The sequence below is a fragment of the Actinomycetospora callitridis genome, assembly GCF_028737265.1.
GTDB classification, from domain to species: domain Bacteria; phylum Actinomycetota; class Actinomycetes; order Mycobacteriales; family Pseudonocardiaceae; genus Actinomycetospora; species Actinomycetospora callitridis.
On sequence record NZ_JAQZAK010000003.1, the window covers coordinates 268,194 to 287,541 of the forward strand.

Below are 19,348 nucleotides of genomic sequence, written 5' to 3' on the forward strand. Positions count from 1 at the left end.
GCCCGCTCCGACAGTCCGTGGGGCGGGAGTGTCCGCAGGTCGGACGGCCGTGGCGCCCACCGGCTCGTGATCGTCCGGTCAGCGGCACCACACGGCCGGGCTACCCCGTCAGTGACCCGTTCAGCGCTCCGACCGCGGCTCTCAGCGCTCCGAGGTCGGGGCCCGCGGTGAGCACCTCCCGGGCGCTGACGGGCACGACCGGTCCGGTGCCGCCGCCGAGCGCGTCGGGCGCGCCGAAGGCGGTCGCCACGTCCGCGGGCGTGCCACCCTGCGCGCCCAGGCCCGGGACGAGGACGGGGCCGTCGAGGGCGGACAGGTCGAGGCCGTGGTCGCGGCCGGTGGTGCCCCGCGTCAGCCCGACGACCGCGCCGGCGGACCCGTCCCCGGGGCCGTCGCGGTGCGCCGCGTTGTGGTCGGCGAGGGCGTCGATCACCGACTGGGCGACCTCGCGCATACGGCGCCCACCACCCGGGGCGCCCGATCCCCCCGAGCCCGCGACCCACGCCTGCGCCGCCTGCACGCCCGCGGCCTCGGGGTTGGACGTCCGGGCGAGCACGAACACGCCGCGACCGGTGGCGACCGCGAGGTCCAGGGCCGGGGCGAGGGAGCCGACGCCGAGGTACGGCGACAGCGTGAGGGCGTCGGCGGCGAGCGGGGCGTCGTCGGCCAGCCAGGCCCGGGCGTAGCCGGCCATCGTCGAGCCGATGTCGCCGCGCTTGGCGTCGGCCACGGTGAGCACGCCGGCCTCCCGGGCGTCGGCCAGCGTGCGCTCGAGGGCCGCGAGGCCGGCCGCGCCGTACACCTCGTAGAGCGCCACCTGGGGCTTGAGCAGCGCGACGTGCCCGGCGAGCGCCTCGACCACGCCCCGGGAGAAGCGCTCCACCCCGGCGGCGTCGGCGCCCAGGCCCCAGGCCGAGAGCAGGCCGGGGTGCGGGTCGATGCCGACGCAGAGCGGGCCGTGGGCCGCGACCGCCTCGCGCAGCCGGTGGCGGAACGGGGCCCGGCTCACGGGGCTCACGAGCCGGCCACCGCCGCGGGCTGAGGCACCTCGACCGTGGGGGTCGCCGCGTCCCGGGCGCGCGCCTCGGCGAGGCGGGCGTGCAGGACCTGCAGCGACGTCACCCCGACCTCGCCCGCGATGGCCGCCTCGACGGCCTGCACGGCGGCCGCGGCCCCCTGGACGGTGGTGACGCACGGGACGCCGACGTCGAGGCAGGCGGCGCGGATCTCGTAGCCGTCGATGCGGGGCCCGGAGTGGCCGACCGGGGTGTTGACCACCAGGTCGACCTCGCCGGCGAGGATCCGGTCGACGATCGTCGGCAGGCCCTCGCCGCCCTCGAAGTGCTTGCGGACGACCTCGCACGGGATGCCGTTGCGCTCCAGGACGCTCGCCGTCCCGGCCGTCGCGAGGATCGCGAAGCCGAGGTCGGCGAGGCGCTTCACCGGGAAGATCAGCGAGCGCTTGTCGCGGTTCGCGACCGAGACGAACACGTGGCCGGACACCGGCAGCGGCCCCGCGGCCGCGGCCTGCGCCTTGGCGAACGCGGTGGAGAACGCGCGGTCGATGCCCATGACCTCGCCGGTGGACTTCATCTCCGGTCCGAGTAGGGAGTCGACGCCGCGGCCGTCGGGGCGGCGGAACCGGTGGAACGGCAGCACCGCCTCCTTCACCGCCACGGGGTGCTCGCGCGGCAGGTCGGTGCCGTCGCCGACCGCGGGCAGGAGGCCTTCCTCGCGCAGGCCGGCGATCGTCGCGCCGAGCATGATCCGCGAGGCGGCCCCGGCGAGGGGCACGCCCGTGGCCTTGGAGACGAACGGGACGGTGCGCGACGCCCGCGGGTTCGCCTCGAGCACGAAGAGCACGTCGTCCTTGAGCGCGTACTGGACGTTCATCAGCCCGCGCACCCCCAGCCGGCGGGCCAGGGCGACGGTCGACTCCCGCACGGTCGCGAGCTCGGCGCCCCCGAGCGTGATCGGCGGCAGCGCGCACGACGAGTCGCCGGAGTGCACCCCGGCCTCCTCGATGTGCTCCATGACCCCGCCGAGGTAGACCTCGCCGTCGGCGTCGCAAATGGCGTCGACGTCGATCTCGATGGCGTCGTCGAGGAAGCGGTCCACCAGCACCGGGTGGTCCGGGGTGACCTCGGTGGCGCGCGCGATGTAGTCGGCCAGCGTGGCGTCGTCGTAGACGATCTCCATGCCCCGGCCGCCGAGCACGTACGACGGGCGCACGAGCACGGGGTAGCCGATCGACGCGGCGATCTCGCGGGCGCCGTCGAAGCTGGTGGCCATCCCGTACGGCGGGGCGGGGAGCCCCGCGTCGTCGAGCACGCGCCCGAACGCCCCGCGGGACTCGGCGAGGTCGATGGCCGCGGGCGGCGTGCCGACGACCGGCACCCCGGCGGCCTCGAGGCCCGCCGCGAGCTTCAGCGGCGTCTGCCCGCCCAGCTGGACGACGACCCCGACGAGACCCGGTCCCCCCAGCCCCGACACCTGCTCCGCGTGCACCACCTCGAGCACGTCCTCCTCGGTGAGGGGCTCGAAGTACAGGCGGTCGGAGGTGTCGTAGTCGGTGGAGACGGTCTCGGGGTTGCAGTTGAGCATCACCGTCTCGAACCCGGCGGCGCGCAGCGCGAACGCCGCGTGCACGCAGGAATAGTCGAACTCGATGCCCTGGCCGATCCGGTTCGGCCCCGAGCCCAGGATGATGACCTTGGGTCGGTCGGTCTGCGCCACGACCTCGGTCTCGGCCGCGGGGTCGGACTCGTACGCGGAGTAGTGGTACGGGGTGCGCGCCTCGAACTCCGCGGCGCAGGTGTCGACGGTCTTGTAGACCGGGCGCACGCCGAGACGGTGGCGCAGCGAGCGCACGCCCGTCTCCCCCGCGAGCTCCGGGCGGACGGCCGCGACCTGGGCGTCGGAGAGCCCGGCGCGCTTGGCCCGGCGCAGCAGCGCCTCGTCGAGCACCGGCGCGTCGGCGATCTCGCCGCGCAGCCCGACGAGGCCCTCGATCTGCTCGACGAACCATCCGTCGATGCCCGAGGCCTCGGTGACCTCCTCGACGCTCGCCCCGAGCCGCAGCGCGCGCTCGACGGCGTAGAGCCGCCCGTCGCGCGGCAGCGACGCCTGGTACAGGGCTTCCTTCACGGCCTCGTCGGGCTCCCCGGCGAGGACGGGATCGGGATGGGTCCAGAACCCGCCGGCCTTCGTCTCCGCCGACCGCAGCGCCTTGTTGAGCGCCTCCGGGAAGCTGCGGCCCAGCGCCATCGCCTCGCCGACCGACTTCATCGTGGTGGTCAGCGTCGGGTCGGCACCCGGGAACTTCTCGAACGCGAAGCGCGGCACCTTGACCACCACGTAGTCCAGCGTCGGCTCGAAGCTCGCCGGCGTCTCGCCCGTGATGTCGTTGGTGATCTCGTCGAGGGTGTAGCCGACGGCCAGGCGCGCGGCGATCTTGGCGATCGGGAAGCCGGTGGCCTTCGAGGCCAGCGCGCTCGAGCGCGAGACGCGCGGGTTCATCTCGATGACGACGAGACGGCCCGTGGTCGGGTGCACCGCGAACTGGATGTTGCAGCCGCCGGTCTCGACGCCGACCTCGCGCAGCACCTTGATGCCCATGTCGCGCATCAGCTGGTACTCGCGGTCGGTCAGCGTCATCGCGGGCGCGACGGTCACCGAGTCGCCGGTGTGCACGCCCATCGGGTCGACGTTCTCGATGGAGCACACGACGACGACGTTGTCCTTGCCGTCGCGCATGAGCTCGAGCTCGTACTCCTTCCACCCGAGCACCGACTCCTCGATGAGGACCTCGTGCACCGGGCTCGCCGCGAGGCCCGCGCCGGCGAGGCGCTCGAGCTCGTCGGGGGTGTACGCGAGGCCCGAACCGAGCCCGCCCATCGTGAAGCTCGGCCGGATGACCACCGGGAGGCCGACCTCGGCGACGGTGGCCCGCACGTCGGCCATCGAGTGGCAGACCTCGCTGCGGGGGACGTCGCCGCCGATCCGCCGGACGATGTCCTTGAACTTCAGCCGGTCCTCGCCGCGCTGGATCGCGTCGATGTCCGCGCCGATCAGCTCGACGCCGAAGCGCTCGAGCACCCCCGCGTCGTGCAGGGCGATCGCGGCGTTCAGCGCAGTCTGGCCGCCCAGGGTGGCCAGCAGCGCGTCGGGCCGCTCCACCTCGATGACCTTGGTGAGGTACTCGACGGTGATCGGCTCGACGTAGGTGGCGTCGGCGATCTCCGGGTCCGTCATGATCGTCGCCGGGTTCGAGTTCACGAGGCTGACCCGCAGGCCCTCCTCGCGCAGCACCCGGCAGGCCTGCGTGCCGGAGTAGTCGAACTCCGCGGCCTGGCCGATGACGATCGGCCCGGAGCCGATGACCAGGACGTGGTGGATGTCCTCGCGGCGCGGCATCAGCGATTTCCCATCATGTCCGCGAAACGGTCGAAGAGGTCGGCCGCGTCGTGCGGACCCGCCGCGGCCTCCGGGTGGTACTGGACGCTGAAGGCGGGGACGCCCTCGCAGGTCAGGCCCTCGACGGTGCCGTCGTTGGGGCACGAGTGGCTGAGGTGCACCCGCCCGAACGGCGAGTCGACGCGCTCGCCCGGCGTGCCGACGACGGCGAAGCCGTGGTTCTGGCTCGTGATCGCCACCGTGCCGTCGGTGTGGTCGACGACCGGGATGTTGATCCCACGGTGGCCGTAGCGCATCTTGTACGTCCCGAGGCCCAGGGCGCGGGCGAGGATCTGGTTGCCGAAGCAGATGCCGAAGAGCGGCACCTCGCGGCGCAGCACCTCCTCGGTGAGGGCGACGGCGTGCGCGGCGGCGGCCGGGTCCCCCGGACCGTTCGAGAGGAAGACGCCGTCGGGTGGACGGCCGTACTCATCCGGGCTGAGCAGCTCCTCGACCGACGCCGACGACGGGACCACCCGCGTCTCGATCCCGCGCTCGGCGAGCATCCGGGGCGTGTTGGCCTTGATCCCGAGGTCGAGCGCCGCGACCCGCGCGCGCGTCGCGCCGGTGGCCGCGACCGTGTACGGCGCGCCGGTGCTCACCGCGCCGGCGAGGTCGGCGCCGGCCATCCCGGGGCTGTCCAGCACCGCGGCGCGCATCGAGGTGGGGTCGGCCAGCGCGTGGCCGGAGAACAGGCCGGCGCGCATCGAGCCCGCCTCGCGCAGCCGGCGCGTGATCGCGCGGGTGTCGACGCCGGAGAGGCCGACGACGCCCTGGCGGGCGAGCTCCTCGCCGAGGTCGGCCGTCGAGCGCCAGTTGGAGGGGCGGCGCGCCGGGTCGCGGACGACGTAGCCCGCGACCTGGATGCGGGCCGACTCGTCGTCCTCGTCGTTCCACCCGGTGTTGCCGATGTGCGGGGTCGTGGCCACGACGATCTGACGGTGGTAGCTCGGGTCGGTCAGCGTCTCCTGGTAGCCGGTCATCCCGGTGGCGAACACCGCCTCGCCCAGCGTGCGGCCGCGGGCGCCGAAGGCCTCTCCGCGGTGCATGCTGCCGTCCTCGAGGACGAGCACCGCGTCCTCCCGGCTCGTGCCGGCCTGACTCATTCCTGCACCTTTCCGTCCTGCACCGTCCACCGGCCCCGCAGCATGGTGTGCACCACCGAGACCGGCATCTCCATCCCCTCGTACGGGGTGTTGTCCGCCCGGCTGGCCAGCGCCGCGCCCCGCACCGTCCAGGTGGCGTCGGGGTCGACGAGCGTCAGGTTCGCGGGCTCCCCCACCGCCAGCGGCCGTCCCTGGTCGGGTAGGCCGGCGATCCGCGCGGGGGCCTCGCTGCACACCCGCGCCACGCCGCGCCAGTCGAGCAGGCCGGTGGTGACCATCGTCGCCACCACCACCGGCAGCGCGGTCTGCAGTCCCAGCATGCCTGGACGGGCGGCGGGCCACTCGCAGTCCTTGGCTTCCACGGCGTGCGGGGCGTGGTCGGTGGCCACGCAGTCGACGGTGCCGTCGGCCAGCGCGCGGCGCAGGGCCTCGGTGTCGGCGGCCGGGCGCAGCGGCGGGTTGACCTTGTGCACCGGGTCGTAGTCCTCGGCCGCCGCGTCGGTGAGCAGCAGGTGGTGGGGGGTGACCTCGGCCGAGACGCGGAATCCGTTGCCGGCGTCCATCGTCTCCCGCGCCCACCGCAGGATGGCCGCCGAGCGGGCCGTCGAGAGGTGGCAGACGTGCAGGCGCGCTCCGGCCGCCGAGGCGAGCATCACGTCGCGCGCGACGATCGACTCCTCGGCGGTGGGGTCCCACCCCGCGAGCCCGAGGCGCGCCGCCACCGGTCCGTCGTGGGCCTGCGCCCCGACGGTGAGCCGGTGGTCCTCGGCGTGCTGGGCGACCACGGAGCCCAGGGCCCGGGCGTACTCGAGAGCCCGGCGCATGATCAGCGGGTCGTTCACGCAGCGGCCGTCGTCGGAGAACATCCGCACCCGCGCCGGGGACGCGGCCATCATCCCCATCTCGGCGAGCTTGCTGCCCTCGAGGCCGACGGTGACCGCGCCGACGGGGTGCACGTCGACGAGCCCGACCTCGCGACCGCGGCGCCAGACGTGCTCGACGACCACCGGCGAGTCGGCCACCGGGTCGGTGTTCGGCATCGCGAAGACCGCGGTGTAGCCCCCGAGCGCCGCGGCGGCCGAGCCGGTGTCGACGGTCTCGGCCTCCTCGCCGCCGGGTTCGCGCAGGTGGGTGTGCAGGTCGATCAGCCCGGGCAGGGCGATGAGGCCGTCGGCGTCGACGGTCTCGTCGGGGTCGTCGACGCCGTCGACGAGCATCCCGTCGCGGACGTACAGGTCGGTGGGGTCCTCGCCGTAGGGCCTCGCCCCACGAATCCTGACTGTCCCCATGGGTCGAGCTCCCCCATGGGCGTGCTCCCCTGACTGCTCCGTCTCCCGGCTCACGCCACGTCCTCCCCGGCCAGCAGGTGATAGAGCACGGCCATCCGCACGTGCACCCCGGCGGTGACCTGGTCGGAGATCGCGGCGCGGCTCGAGTCGGCCACGGCGCTCGCGATCTCCATGCCGCGCACCGCGGGCCCGGGGTGCAGGACGACGGCGTGGTCGGGCAGCCGGTCGGCGCGGGCCTCGGAGAGCCCGAACCGGATCGCGTACTCGCGGGCCGACGGGAAGAACCCGCCGTGCATCCGCTCGGCCTGCACCCGCAGCATCATCACGGCGTCCGGACCACCACCGAGGACGGCGTCCAGGTCGTGGCTGATCTCCACCGGCCACCCGGCGACGCCCACGGGGAGCAGTGTCGGCGGCGCCACCAGCGTGACGCGCGCACCGAGCGTGGCCAGCAGATGCGCATTCGAGCGCGCCACCCGGCTGTGGAGGATGTCGCCGACGATGGCGACGTGCGCCCCCTCCACCCGGCCGAGGCGGGCACGCAGGGTCGCCGCGTCGAGCAGGGCCTGGGTCGGGTGCTCGTGGGTCCCGTCCCCGGCGTTGACCACCGCGACGTGACCCTCCGCACCCAGGTGCGAGTGCGCGACGTGGTCCAGCCAGGCCGCGATGCGGTGCGGGGCGCCGGAGGCGGGGTGCCGCACGACGAGGCAGTCGGTGCCCGCGGCGGCCAGCGTGGAGGCCGTGTCGCGCAGGGACTCGCCCTTGCTCACCGACGAGGCGCTCGCCGAGACGTTGATGGTGTCGGCGCTCATCCACTTGCCCGCGACCTCGAAGGACACGCGGGTGCGGGTGGAGTTCTCGTAGAACAGCGTGACGACGGTGCGCCCGCGCAGCGTGGGCAGCTTGCGCACCGTGCGGCCGGTGAGCGCCTGCTCCATGTTCGCCGCGGTGTCCAGCAGGGCCAGGGCCTGCTCGCGGCGCAGGCCGTCGGTGGAGAGCAGGTGGCGCAGGCCGATGCCGGTGGGCTCGGGCCCGGTGCCCGAGGGGCCGGTGGTGGGGGCGGTCATCGCAGGCTCACCCCGTCCTCGCCGTCGACCTCGACCAGGCGCACCGCGACGTCCTCGGTGCGGTTGGTCGGGACGTTCTTGCCGACGTAGTCCGCGCGGATGGGGAGCTCGCGGTGGCCGCGGTCGACGAGCACGGCGAGCTGGACCGCGCGCGGGCGGCCGTGGTCGCGCAGGGCGTCGAGGGCGGCGCGCACGGTGCGCCCGGAGAACAGGACGTCATCGACCAGCACCACCACGGCGTCGTCGATGCCGACGGCCGGGATCTCCGTCTCGGCGAGCGCGCGCGTCGGACGCAGGCGCAGGTCGTCGCGGTAGAGCGTGGGATCGAGGGTGCCGGTCGGCACGGTGGCCCCGGTGATCTCGCCGATGCGCTCGGCGAGCCGGCGGGCGAGGAAGGTGCCCCGGGTCGGGAGACCGAGCAGGACGACCCGGGCGGTTGCGCCATCGGGGGCATTGCGTTCGATGATCTCGTGGGCGACGCGGGCGACGGTGCGCGCGAGGTCTGCCGCCGAGAGGAGCTCGCGCTCACCCTCGGCACCCGCTGCACCCGACCCGGGCTCGCCCCGGCGCCGTGACGGCACGCGGGTGACCCTCCTTCTCCGCCTCGCAGGACGGCTCTTAAAGGATGTCGATCAGGACGTTTCCCAACACTATCAGCGACGACGGGGCCCCTCGGTGCCGCCCAGGGGACGCTCCGGACCGGGACGGCCCGGCCCCGGCACTACGCCCCGTGGTCCGTGTCCGGACGGAGTGCCACGAGCCACACCGGCCACGATCCGTCAGATCCCGGCTTGACCATGTGACGACCTGAGGCGCATCATCACTCTCCGTATCGACTTCGCTGGGTGCACGGGCGGGGCGAGCCGGGCGACGCGAGAGGACGGGGTGTCCGCCAGATGGGTGACTACGCGAAGGCGCTGGGGTCAAAGCTCCGGGGCATCCGCCAGCAGCAGGGTCTGTCCCTGCACGGCGTCGAGCAGAAGTCCGGCGGACGGTGGAAGGCCGTCGTCGTCGGTTCCTACGAGCGCGGTGACCGCGCGGTGACCGTCCAGAAGCTCGCCGAGCTCGCCGACTTCTACGGCGTGCCCGTGGCGGAGCTCCTGCCCGAGGGTCGCGTGCCCTCCGGGTCCGAGCCCGCGGCCAAGATCGTCATCAACCTCGAGCGCCTGCAGCAGCTGCCCGCCGAGAAGGCCGGCCCGCTCGCGCGCTACGCCGCGGCGATCCAGAGCCAGCGCGGCGACTACAACGGCAAGGTCCTCTCGATCCGCAACGAGGACCTGCGCTCGCTCGCGATCATCTACGACATGAGCCCGGGCGAGCTGTCCGACCAGCTCGTCGACTGGGGTGTCCTCCCGCCCGAGGCCCGCATCGCGCGCGCCCTGGACGAGTAGCGAGGAACTATCCGTCGGTGGGCTCGTCGTCGGCGGGCGGGGCGTCCTGACCCGCCGGCGCGAGCTCGACCCCGGCCGGCACCTCGACGCGGTCGGGGCTCGGCGGCGGGACCGTCCCGGGGCGTCCCGAGGACACCCCGGCGAGAACGCCGTTGACGAAGCGCGGCGAGTCGTCGGTCGAGAGCTCGCGGGCGAGGTCGATGGCCTCGTCGATCGCGACCGGGTCGGGCACGTCCTCGGAGTGCAGGATCTCGTAGACCCCGATCCGCAGGATCATGCGGTCGACCGCGGGCATGCGGGCCATCGTCCAGCCGCGCGCGTAGGACCCGATGACCTCGTCGATGCCGTCGCGGTGCGCGATCACGCCCTCGACCAGCGACTGCGCGAACTCCGACACCGGCGGGGCGTCCGCGCCGGCGATGCGCCGGGCGAGCACATCCTGCGGGTCCTCGCCGCGCGCCTCGGACTCGAACAGGATGTCCAGCGCCCGTTTGCGGGCCTTGGACCGGGAGCCCTTCCGCGCCTGAGGTGCGGTCACCTCAGCTGCTCACGCGGCCCAGGTAGCGCCCGTCGCGGGTGTCCACCTTGACCTTCGTGCCGGTCTCCAGGAACAGCGGGACCTGGATCTCCGCGCCGGTGGAGACGGTGGCGGGCTTGGTGCCGCCCGTGGAGCGGTCGCCCTGCAGGCCGGGGTCGGTCTGGGTGATCTCGAGCTCGACCGAGGCCGGGAGCTCGATGTAGAGCGGGGCGCCGTCGTTGAACGACACCTGGACCTCCTGGTTCTCCAGGAGGAAGCGGGCCTGGTCGCCGACCGTCTGCTCGGGGATCGGGATCTGCTCGTAGTCCGCGGCGTCCATGAAGATGAAGTCGGCGCCGTCGCGGTAGAGGTAGGTCATGTCGCGGCGGTCGACGTTGGCGGTCTCGACCTTGGTGCCGGCGTTGAACGTCTTGTCGACCACCTTGCCGGTCATGACGTTCTTCAGCGTGGTGCGGACGAAGGCACCGCCCTTGCCGGGCTTGACGTGCTGGAACTCGGTGACGGTCCAGAGGTTGCCGTCGATCCGCAGCACGAGGCCGTTCTTCAGGTCGTTCGTGGTCGCCACGGTGACGCTCTCTCCTACGATTCGTCTCGGGACCGGGAAACCAGGTCCCGGGGGCTCTGCGTGAGGGCGGCGGCACCGTCGTCGGTGACGACGAGCGTGTCCTCGATCCGGACCCCGCCCCGCCCGGCCAGGTAGACCCCCGGCTCGACGGTGACCGTCATCCCTGCCTCCAGGGTAGCGGTCGCGGTCGACGACACCGCCGGAGCCTCGTGGATGACGAGGCCGACGCCGTGCCCGAGGCCGTGGACGAAGTGCTCGCCGAACCCCGCGGCCGTGATGACGTCGCGCGCGGCGGCGTCGACGTCGCGGGTCGCGACCCCGGGCGCGAGGGCGGCGCGGCCGGCCGCGGCCGCCTCCGCGACGAGGTCGTGCAGGTCGCGCTGCCAGTCCTCGGGCTTCCCGACGATCACGGTGCGGGTCATGTCCGAGTGGTAGCCGTCGACGAGCGCGCCGAAGTCCATCGTCAGCAGGTCGCCGTCGGCCAGCGGCGCGTCGGTGGGCCGGTGGTGCGGGATCGCGGCGTGGGCGCCCGCGGCGACGATGGTGTCGAACGACGGGCCCTCGGCACCCGCCTCGCGCATGCGTTCCTCGAGGTCGCGGGCCACCTCCCGCTCCGTGCGCCCGGCCTGCAGGCCGCCGGCGGCGATCATCCCGGCGAGGGCGACGTCCGCGGCGGCGCAGGCCTGGCGCAGCGCGTCCACCTCGCCCGCGTCCTTCACCGCCCGCAGCGTCTCGACCAGGCCCGGGGCCCGCCGCAGCTCGCCCGCCGTCAGCGCCGCCGTCAGTTCGGCGTGACCGTCGACGGTGACGTGGGCGCTGTCGAAGCCGACCGCGCCGTGCTCACCGTCGGCACCGAGGAGTCCGGCGGCGCAGGCGCGGGTGACCAGGACGCGCAGGTCGGGCGTCTCGTGCGCGGCCTGCTGGGTGTAGCGGCCGTCGGTGGCGAGGACGGTGCGGTCCTCGCCCCGGTCGGCGTCGTCGCCGGCGTGCACCAGCACCGCGGCGTTGGAGCCCGTGAAGCCGGTCAGGTAGCGGACGTTGACCAGATCGGTGACGAGCAGGGCGTCGAGATCCGCCCCGCGCAGCAGGTCACGCAGCGCGTCGCGGCGCCGGGCGTGCCCGCCCGGCGCCCGTTCGGGACGGGTGGGCTCCACACCCGTCAGCCTAGGTGAGGACGGGTGACAGGGGTCTCGTACGGTGTCGGTGTGCGTCCCTGGGTGCTCCGAACGCTCGTGCTGACCGTCGTCTACGGCATCGCCGAGGCGCTGTTCGTCGCGCTGCGGTCCTCGGCCCCCGATCTGTCGAGCCTGTGGAGCATCGTGCTGCTCCTGGTCGTCGTCGCCGTGGTGATCGGCTGGGTGGGTGCCGAGATCGTCCTCGACCGGCGCCCGCCGGAGTGGACCTGGTTCATCACGGCGCTCGCCACCGCGCCCGCCGCGGGGCTGCTGAGCTGGATCCTGCTCGCGGCGTTCGTGGACGACACCGGCGTCGCCGACCTCCAGGCCGCGCTCGTCGGGCGCGCCTCGTTCACCGCGCTGCTGATCCTCGCCGCGGTGTTCCTCGGATCGCGCCTCGGCTGGCTGTCGATGCGCCGCCACGGCGAGGGCGCCGACGACCCGATGCTCGACGCCGACGACGACGAGGTCGCGCGGCAGGCCGGTCTCGAGCGCCACGGCCCCTCCGGCTCCTCGGCCGCCTCCGCCGGCGACGACCGCGCGGCGGCCGCGGCCCGCGCGGCGGCCCGCGTCGGTGTCACGCCCTCCCCCCGCGCGGCGCCCGGACCGTCCGTGCCCGGCGTGCGCACCCCCGGCCGTCGCTCCCCCGAGCGCGTGCCCGCCGCGGCCGGCCCGGAGCTCGCCGAGCGCGACCGCATGCCCGAGGCGCCCCGCCTGGCGGGCGAGCGGCGGGTGTCGACGGTGCGCACCACCGCCCGCCCCGCCGAGCCGGTCTCCTCGCCGTTCGGGGCCGAGGCGAGCACGCCCGCCCGTGAGCAGCCCACGTCCGATGCGCCCGAGTCGCTCGAGCCGCCGGTCGTCGCGGTCCTGCCCGCCTTCCCGATGCCGGGCGGCCCGCTCGACGACACCGGCAGCCAGGCGGCCGTGCCGGACCAGGAGCCCGCGCCGGAGCAGCCCTCGCGCCGGAAGTTCGGCCTGCGGCGCCCGAAGTCCTGAGCGGCCCGGCTCTCGTGGCAGCGAGGGACGCCCCGGCTGCGCAGGAGGCAGCGGAGGTGACCCTCGCTCTCCGGGCGGGCGCGGAAGCTCAGCTCGCCAGGGCCGCGTAGGCCGCCGCGAGATCGGCCGGGTCGGGGCCCTCGAGGCGCCCGGGCTGCGCGAGCCCGTCGAGCACGACGAAGCGCAGCAGGGCGCCGCGGGACTTCTTGTCGAGGCGCATCGTGTCGGCGAGCTCGTCGAAGGCGGCGGCCGGGTAGGTCACCGGCAGCCCGACGGACGCGAGCGTGGCGGCGTGCCGATCGGCCGTGGCGTCGTCGAGACGCCCGACGCGGCGGGCCAGCTCGGCGGCGAAGACCAGCCCGATCGACACCGCCTCGCCGTGGCGCCACCGGTACCGCTCGCGGCGCTCGACGGCGTGGCCGAGGGTGTGGCCGTAGTTGAGGATCTCGCGCAGGTGGGACTCGCGCAGGTCCGCGGCCACCACGTCGCCCTTCACCCGGATCGAGCGGACGACGAGCTCGCCGAGCACGTCGCCGGCGGGGTCCAGCGCCGCCTCGGGGTCGGCCTCGACGAGCTCGAGGATCCGCGGGTCGGCGATGAAGCCCGTCTTGATGACCTCGGCGAGGCCCGCCGCGAGCTCGGGACGGCTCACGGTGGCGAGGGTGTCGAGGTCGGCGACCACGGCGGTGGGCTCGTGGAAGGCGCCGACGAGGTTCTTGCCCGCGCCGGTGTTGATGCCGGTCTTGCCGCCGACCGCGGCGTCGACCATCGCGAGCAGGGTCGTCGGGACGTGGACGATCCGCACGCCGCGCATCCAGGCGGCGGCGACGAAGCCGGCGAGGTCGGTCGCCGCGCCGCCGCCGACCGCCACGAGGGCGTCGGAGCGCGTGACCCCGAGGCGGCCGAGCTCCTCCCAGCAGGCGCCGGCCGTCGCGAGGTCCTTGCCGTCCTCGCTGTCGGGCAGGGCGAGCAGGTGGGTGCGCGTGCCCGCGGCCTCCAGGGCGTCGCGCACGGCGCCGGCGACGCCCGCGACGGCGGGCTGGTGGCAGACGACGACGGTCGCGGTGCCGGCGAGGGCCTCGGCGACCGCGCCGGTGATCCCGCGGCCGACGACCACGTCGTAGGGCGCGGCGCTCGCGACGTGGAGGCGCTCGAGGACCTGCTCAGCGGGCACCGTCGCCCACCTCCGCGCCCAGGGCCGCCAGGACGGCGTCGACGACGTCATCGGGGCTCACGTTGTCGGTGGCGATCTCGTGGCGGGCCACCGAGCGGTAGACCGGCAGGCGCTCCTGCAGCAGCGCGGAGAACGTCGCGCGGGGGTTGACCCCGGCGAGCAGGGGCCGCGCCGTCGACAGGCCGACGCGCCGGACACCGACGGCCAGCCCGACGCCGAGGAACACCACGGGGTGGCCCTCGAGCACCTCGCGGACCCCCTCGGTCATCACCGCTCCCCCGCCGAGCGCGAGCACGCCGTCGTGGTCGGCCAGCGCCGCGGCCACCGCGTCGCGCTCGAGCGCGCGGAACACCGGCTCGCCGTCGGTGAGGAAGATGTCGCTGATCGCCCGGCCCGCCGTCGCCTCGACCAGCGCGTCGCTGTCGGCGAAGGGCACGCCCAGGCGCTCGGCGAGCAGCGTCCCGACGGTCGTCTTGCCCGCCCCGGGGGGCCCGACGAGGACCGCGACCGGGCTCACGGCACGCCCGCGCCGTCGACGTCCCCCGTGTCGACGTGGCGACGCGGGTCGATCGCCGCGACGTAGGCCGAGGCGTTGCGGGCGGTCTCGCGCAGCGAGTCGCCGCCGAACTTCTCCAGCGCCGCCTCGGCGAGCACGAGCGCGACCAGGGCCTCGGCCACCACGCCGGCCGCGGGCACGGCGCAGACGTCGGAGCGCTGGTGGTGGGCGGTGGTCCCCTCGCCCGTCACCACGTCGACGGTGCGCAGCGCCTTCGGCACGGTGGAGATCGGCTTCATGGCCACGCGTGCCCGCAGGGGCTCGCCGTTGGTCATGCCGCCCTCGATGCCGCCGGCGCGGTTGGTGAACCGGGCGACGCCGCTGTCGTGGGAACCGTGGAGGATCTCGTCGTGCGCCGCGGACCCGCGGCGGCGCGCGGTGGTGAACCCGTCGCCGATCTCCACGCCCTTCATCGCCTGGATGCCCATGAGGGCCGCGGCGAGGCGGGCGTCGAGCCGGCGGTCGGCCTGGACGTAGGACCCGAGGCCCACGGGCAGCCCGTGGGCGACGACCTCGACCACCCCGCCGAGTGTGTCCCCGTCCTCCTTGGCGGCGTCGACCTCGGCCACCATCCGCGCAGTGGAGGCCTCGTCCACCGCGCGCACCGGGCTCGCGTCGATCCGCTCGCCGTCGCCGGGCATCGGGATCACGTCGGGCGTCGCGTCGGCCGTCCCGAGGCTGACGACGTGCGAGAGCACCTCGACGCCGAGGGCCTGCGCGAGGAACGCCTTCGCCACCGCGCCGAGGGCCACCTTGGCGGCGGTCTCGCGGGCGCTCGCGCGCTCGAGCACCGGGCGGGCCTCGTCGAAGTCGTACTTCGTCATGCCGGCCAGGTCGGCGTGGCCGGGACGCGGACGCGTCAGCGGTGCGTTGCGCGCGCGGCCCTCCAGCAGCACCGGGTCGACGGGGTCGGCGGACATCACCGTCTCCCACTTCGGCCACTCGCTGTTGGCGATGCGGATGGCGACCGGGCCACCCATCGTGAGGCCGTGTCGCAGGCCCCCGGAGAGCTCGATCTCGTCGGCCTCGAAGCTCATCCGCGCGCCACGGCCGTAGCCGAGACGCCGCCGGGCGAGCTCGGCCGACACCTCCTTCGAGCTCACCGAGACGCCCGCGACCATGCCCTCGAGCACGGCCGTGAGCGCCGCTCCGTGCGACTCTCCCGCCGTCAGCCACCGCAACACGGGCCCATCGTTTCACGTCGCCCACGGTCATCGGGCGATCACGGTCGCGGCGAGGGTGAGCCACGTCGCTGCGAGCAGCGGAGGGCCGTACGGGACGCGGCGCGCACCACCGGCGAGCACGAGGACGAGGACCCCGACGGCGGCCAGCACCGGGGCCGCCAGCAGCCCACCCCAGGACGCCGCGGCCAGGGGCGCGCCGAGCGCGGGGGCCAGCTTGACGTCGCCCGCCCCCAGGGCGCCCGGGGCGGCGAGGTGCACCGCGGCGAACGCCCCGCCGAGGACGACGGCGCCGACGAGGCCCGCGCCGAGGTGCCCCGCGCCGAGCGGGACCAGAGCGGCGAGGGCGAGCACCGCGCCCGGCACCGTGACGGCGTCCGGGAGGCGCCGGGCGACCAGATCGGTGGCGCTGCCGGCGACGACGACCACGCCGAGGACCAGCCACGTCGGGAGCCACGTCCCGGGCACGAGACCGGCGGCGACGACCCCCGCCGGCGCGGCCCAGAGCGCCGCCAGCGCCCCGGCGGTCGGCAGGGCCGGGACGAGCACCCCGCGCCGCGTCCGCGCGAGCACGACCCGCACGCCCACCCCCGCGAGAGCGCCCGCGGACCCGGCGCCGAGGACCGCTGTGAGGACCGCGGTGAGGGCCGTTCCGATGACCACGCCGTCGAGCCTGGAACAGCACGCCCACCCCCGTCACGCGTCGTCTCGAGGCCTGTGGACACCTCCGGCGGATGGGGACGGCGGACGGAGCAGCGAGCAGGGTCGAGCCCCGCCGGCAGCGCTGCGGACGCTTCGGTTCCCGAAGCATCTCGCGCGGAGGAGGCCGGGCCCGCCGAGCGACGTGGGGGATTCCCTGACGTCTGACGTGAGCGTGGCCCCCACGCTGACACCCGCGCGCGCTCAGCCCGGCAGCGGCAGGAGGGTCACGTCCGTGGTCGCGGCGAGGGCCTCGTGCATCGCCTCGCGCGGCGCCGGGAGGCCCGTGAACTGCTCGACCTGGCCGAAGGCCTGGTGCAGGAGCATGTCGAGGCCCGTGGCGACGGGCAGGCCGCGGGCCGCGGCGGCCGCGGCCAGGGGTGTCGGCCAGGGGTGGTAGATCGCATCGAGGACGACCGACCACGGGGGCAGTGCCGCGACGATGCGCTCGGCCAGCCCGGGCTCGAGGGCGTCGGCCGGGGTGGTGTTGATCAGCGACTTGGCCGTGACCAGGTGGCCGACGTCGAGGTCGTCCCAGGTGACGGGGCGGCGGTGGAACCCGTGGGAGCGGGCCACCGCGAGGGTGCCGGCGGCCCGGGCGACGTCGCGCACCACCAGCGTCACCGAGTCGCTGCCGACCTCGAAGACGCCGGCGATCGCGGCGCACGCCGTGGCCCCGCTGCCCAGGACGACCACGTCCGCGATGCCCGCGGCGATGCTCCGGAAGTCCCGGACCTGCGCCGCGCGCAGGGCGCCGGCGATGCCGTCGACGTCCGTGCAGTCCGCGGCCCAGCCGCCGTCCCGGCGCACCAGCGTGTTGGCCGCCCCGACCCGCCGGGCCCGGGGGGTCACGCTCGACGCCAGCTCGAGAGCCGCGCGCTTGCCGGGCATCGTCACCGACAGGCCCGCCCACGACGCGTCGCGGGCCGCGACCCAGCCGGGCAGCTCCTCGGCGGTGCACTCGACGGCCTCGTAGGTCCAGTCGTCGAGGCCCAGCGCGGCGTAGGCGGCGCGGTGCAGGACCGGGGAGCGGGAGTGCGCCACCGGCGATCCCAGGAGTGCGGCGCGCACGGTCAGTAGACCCCTCGTTCCTGGGCGAGGCGGCGGTTGGCGTCGTGCTCCTCGGGGGCGACCGCGAAGCAGGAGATGCCGTCGGTCTGGCACTTCACGAAGTACACCCACGGCCCGGGCGTCGGCTCGAGGGCCGCCCGCAGCGCCTCCGGGCTCACGGCGCCGATGGGGGTCGGGGTCAACCCGAGGTTGAGGTAGGTGTTGTACGGACCGGGCCGCGCGCGGTCGAACGGGCTGGTCAGGAGCGTCTGACGGTCGAGGGGATAGTTCACCGTCGAGTCGAACTGGAGGCGCATCGGGACGGCGAGCCGGTTGTAGATGACCTGCGCGACCTTCCCGAAGTCGGCCGCGACGCCCTCCCGCTCGGCGAGCGAGGCGACGATCAGCGCGTCGTAGGGCGGCACCCCGCGCGCCTCGGCCTCCTCCACGAGACCGGACGCCTCGATCCGCGGCACCGATGCGCGCACCACCTGCTCCAGCGCCTCCCGGGCACCGATCCCCGGTGCGAGGTCGACGGTGCCGGGGGCGAGCAGACCCTCCAGCCGGCGCGCCGGCTCGGCGCGCCGCACCCCGTCGAGCGCCCAGGTGGGCACACCGAGCTCGGCGGGGTCGGTGTCGACCATGGCGGCGCGCAGGTCCGCCACGGACGCGCAGCGCTCGGCGCCGGCGTCGTCGACGGTGCAGGTGGCCCGCGAGATCAGCGACAGGACGCCGGGCACCGTGGAGTCTCCGGCGCCGACGGTGTCGTCGAGCTGCACCCCGCTGCGGATCTCCAGGCGACCGACCCGGGTGGCCGGGTCGAGCAGGGCCTCGACCGCGCCGGCCGAGGACATCTGGCGGCGCAGCTCGTAGAAGCCGGGCTGGATGCCCCGGCCGTTCGGGTTGTCCTCGGCCGCGTCGCCGAACGACCGGGCCGAGGCCACGACGTCGTCCGCGACGAGCTGCTCGCCGATCTCGCGGGTGGACGAGCCGTCCGACACCTCGACGACGACCCGGCCGGTGCCGGGGCCGTCGTAGTCGGGCGGGAAGACGATCGGGAGCAGGTCGCGCGCGAAGAACACCCCGCCGGCGAGGACGACGACCAGCAGCACCGCGATGCCCGGCCACAGGAGCCGTCGGCGGGGCCGCTCCTCGCGCCCCTGCGGCAGGGCCTCGGTGAGAGCATCGCCCCGCGGGGCGGGCGGGTCGTCGCCGAGGAGCCAGCCGGGGTCCGCCTCCGGTTCGGCGGGCTCCGGCTCGGGCTCCGGGTCGCGACGGCTCGTGTCGCGACGGCTCGGGTCGCGACGGTCCGGACGACGGTCTGATCCGTACGCACCGAACGCGGTCCCGGCGACGTCGGTCTCGGCGTCGGCGTCGGCCGCGTCGCGCGCGATCTGCTCGGGGCGCAGCCACGCCGAGGCGTAGTGGCGCTCGGTCTCGGCGTCCCGGTGATCGCCGGAGCGGTCGACAGCGCGGTCGACCGGCCGCGCGACGACCGGCCGTCCCGTCGTCTGCCCGCGCCCGGCGACGGGGCGTCCGGCACGCACCCCCGGCCGCTGGGTGGTCGCCGACATCTTCACGATCCGACGCCCGGACGGCGTCCCGTTCTCCGGCGCGTCCGGCCGCCCGTGACGTCCGGTCACGTGTCCTCCGCGGTCGCGCCGCCGGCGGGACGCGCGCGGCGGGCGTCGAGGTAGCCCTGCAGGATGCCGACGGCCGCGGCCTGGTCGATCACCTTGCGCTGCTTGCGGCCCTTCACGCCCCGGTCCGAGAGCGTGCGCATGGCGGTGACGGTGGTCAGGCGCTCGTCGGACAGCACGACCGGCACGTCGCGCCCCGCCGCGGACAAGCGCCCGCGCAGGGCGGTCGCGTAGTCCTGGGCCTTCTGCGCGGCCGGACCCTCACGTCCGGCCAGCGTGCGGGGAAGCCCCACGACCACCTCGACCACCTCGTGCTCGTCGACGAGCTCCACCAGCCGGGCCAGGTCGGCACCGGCCGATTCATCGTGATCGAGGGTAACGAGCGGTGTCGCGAGCACCCCGCCGGGATCGGACAGGGCGACGCCCACGCGCACGCTGCCGACGTCCACGCCGAGGCGCCGGCCGC

18 protein-coding genes are annotated in these 19,348 nt (G+C 75.1%); 2 read left to right on the forward strand and 16 right to left on the reverse strand.

Going from position 1 to position 19,348, the window contains the following annotated elements; translation table 11 throughout:
* Nucleotides 1-100 precede the first annotated feature (100 nt).
* The 6 genes from pyrF to pyrR are packed head-to-tail and all read right to left on the reverse strand — an operon-like array spanning nucleotide 101 to nucleotide 8,498.
* The gene (gene pyrF / locus PH191_RS12685; RefSeq protein ID WP_420791806.1) at nucleotides 101-1,009 is read right to left on the reverse strand and encodes an orotidine-5'-phosphate decarboxylase; all 909 of its coding nucleotides are present in this window, start codon (nucleotides 1,007-1,009) and stop codon (nucleotides 101-103) included.
* Nucleotides 1,010-1,014: 5 nt separating this feature from the next.
* A complete protein-coding gene (carB, locus tag PH191_RS12690) occupies nucleotides 1,015-4,416 on the reverse strand; it encodes a carbamoyl-phosphate synthase large subunit (protein WP_274194959.1) in 3,402 nt (1,133 codons plus the stop codon).
* Nucleotides 4,416-5,561: a glutamine-hydrolyzing carbamoyl-phosphate synthase small subunit gene (gene carA / locus PH191_RS12695; RefSeq protein WP_274194960.1), complete on the reverse strand. Its 1,146-nt coding sequence runs from the start codon at nucleotides 5,559-5,561 to the stop codon at nucleotides 4,416-4,418. Before carA ends, carB begins: the two co-directional genes overlap by 1 nt.
* Complete coding sequence (locus tag PH191_RS12700; RefSeq protein WP_274194961.1) at nucleotides 5,558-6,850, reverse strand: dihydroorotase; 1,293 nt, start codon at nucleotides 6,848-6,850, stop codon at nucleotides 5,558-5,560. The genes carA and PH191_RS12700 overlap by 4 nt, the downstream gene beginning before the upstream one ends.
* Before the next feature lie 50 nt (nucleotides 6,851-6,900).
* The gene (locus tag PH191_RS12705) at nucleotides 6,901-7,860 is read right to left on the reverse strand and encodes an aspartate carbamoyltransferase catalytic subunit (RefSeq protein WP_274195290.1); all 960 of its coding nucleotides are present in this window, start codon (nucleotides 7,858-7,860) and stop codon (nucleotides 6,901-6,903) included.
* 53 nt (nucleotides 7,861-7,913) lie between these two features.
* Nucleotides 7,914-8,498 carry a bifunctional pyr operon transcriptional regulator/uracil phosphoribosyltransferase PyrR gene (gene pyrR / locus PH191_RS12710; protein ID WP_274194962.1) on the reverse strand — a complete coding sequence of 195 codons (585 nt, stop codon included), beginning with the start codon at nucleotides 8,496-8,498 and terminating at the stop codon, nucleotides 7,914-7,916.
* 315 nt (nucleotides 8,499-8,813) lie between these two features.
* Between pyrR and bldD the strand changes: the two genes are divergently transcribed.
* A complete protein-coding gene (bldD, locus tag PH191_RS12715) occupies nucleotides 8,814-9,308 on the forward strand; it encodes a transcriptional regulator BldD (protein WP_274186731.1) in 495 nt (164 codons plus the stop codon).
* A gap of 7 nt (nucleotides 9,309-9,315) precedes the next feature.
* Here bldD and nusB read toward each other — a convergent pair whose 3' ends face one another.
* From nusB to PH191_RS12730, 3 genes are read right to left on the reverse strand one after another with little or no spacing between them, the layout of a single operon-like run.
* A complete protein-coding gene (gene nusB, locus PH191_RS12720; RefSeq protein ID WP_274194963.1) occupies nucleotides 9,316-9,846 on the reverse strand; it encodes a transcription antitermination factor NusB in 531 nt (176 codons plus the stop codon).
* 1 nt (nucleotide 9,847) lies between these two features.
* Entirely contained in the window at nucleotides 9,848-10,411 is a 564-nt protein-coding gene (gene efp / locus PH191_RS12725; protein WP_274194964.1) for an elongation factor P, read from the reverse strand.
* Between the two features lie 14 nt (nucleotides 10,412-10,425).
* The gene (locus PH191_RS12730) at nucleotides 10,426-11,565 is read right to left on the reverse strand and encodes a M24 family metallopeptidase (protein ID WP_274194965.1); all 1,140 of its coding nucleotides are present in this window, start codon (nucleotides 11,563-11,565) and stop codon (nucleotides 10,426-10,428) included.
* A gap of 51 nt (nucleotides 11,566-11,616) precedes the next feature.
* On the opposite strand from PH191_RS12730, the gene PH191_RS12735 reads away from it, so the two are divergent.
* Complete coding sequence (locus PH191_RS12735; RefSeq protein WP_274194966.1) at nucleotides 11,617-12,582, forward strand: hypothetical protein; 966 nt, start codon at nucleotides 11,617-11,619, stop codon at nucleotides 12,580-12,582.
* Nucleotides 12,583-12,670: 88 nt separating this feature from the next.
* Here PH191_RS12735 and aroB read toward each other — a convergent pair whose 3' ends face one another.
* The 7 genes from aroB to ruvX form a co-directional block, all read right to left on the reverse strand.
* A complete protein-coding gene (gene aroB / locus PH191_RS12740) occupies nucleotides 12,671-13,756 on the reverse strand; it encodes a 3-dehydroquinate synthase (protein ID WP_274194967.1) in 1,086 nt (361 codons plus the stop codon).
* On the reverse strand, nucleotides 13,746-14,273 hold the full coding sequence (locus PH191_RS12745; protein ID WP_274194968.1) for a shikimate kinase: 528 nt from the start codon (nucleotides 14,271-14,273) through the stop codon (nucleotides 13,746-13,748). The genes aroB and PH191_RS12745 overlap by 11 nt, the downstream gene beginning before the upstream one ends.
* Nucleotides 14,270-15,496 (reverse strand): chorismate synthase, encoded by a 1,227-nt coding sequence (gene aroC / locus PH191_RS12750; protein WP_274194969.1) that lies wholly within the window; start codon nucleotides 15,494-15,496, stop codon nucleotides 14,270-14,272. The genes PH191_RS12745 and aroC overlap by 4 nt, the downstream gene beginning before the upstream one ends.
* 27 nt (nucleotides 15,497-15,523) lie before the next feature.
* On the reverse strand, nucleotides 15,524-16,156 hold the full coding sequence (locus tag PH191_RS12755; protein ID WP_274194970.1) for a prepilin peptidase: 633 nt from the start codon (nucleotides 16,154-16,156) through the stop codon (nucleotides 15,524-15,526).
* A gap of 240 nt (nucleotides 16,157-16,396) precedes the next feature.
* On the reverse strand, nucleotides 16,397-17,263 hold the full coding sequence (locus tag PH191_RS12760) for a shikimate dehydrogenase (protein ID WP_274194971.1): 867 nt from the start codon (nucleotides 17,261-17,263) through the stop codon (nucleotides 16,397-16,399).
* A 2-nt stretch (nucleotides 17,264-17,265) separates the two neighbouring features.
* Nucleotides 17,266-18,885, reverse strand: coding sequence for an endolytic transglycosylase MltG (locus PH191_RS12765; protein ID WP_274194972.1), 1,620 nt, complete (start codon nucleotides 18,883-18,885; stop codon nucleotides 17,266-17,268).
* A complete protein-coding gene (ruvX, locus tag PH191_RS12770; RefSeq protein WP_274194973.1) occupies nucleotides 18,882-19,331 on the reverse strand; it encodes a Holliday junction resolvase RuvX in 450 nt (149 codons plus the stop codon). Before ruvX ends, PH191_RS12765 begins: the two co-directional genes overlap by 4 nt.
* Nucleotides 19,332-19,348 lie beyond the last annotated feature (17 nt).

What these genes read in the sequence shown, in the direction of transcription:
- carA (WP_274194960.1), bottom strand. Translation starts at nt 5,561, where the DNA reads ATGAGTCAGGCCGGCACGAGCCGGGAGGACGCGGTGCTCGTCCTCGAG.
- carB (WP_274194959.1), bottom strand. Translation starts at nt 4,416, where the DNA reads ATGCCGCGCCGCGAGGACATCCACCACGTCCTGGTCATCGGCTCCGGG.
- PH191_RS12700 (WP_274194961.1), bottom strand. Translation starts at nt 6,850, where the DNA reads ATGGGGACAGTCAGGATTCGTGGGGCGAGGCCCTACGGCGAGGACCCC.
- bldD (WP_274186731.1), top strand. Translation starts at nt 8,814, where the DNA reads ATGGGTGACTACGCGAAGGCGCTGGGGTCAAAGCTCCGGGGCATCCGC.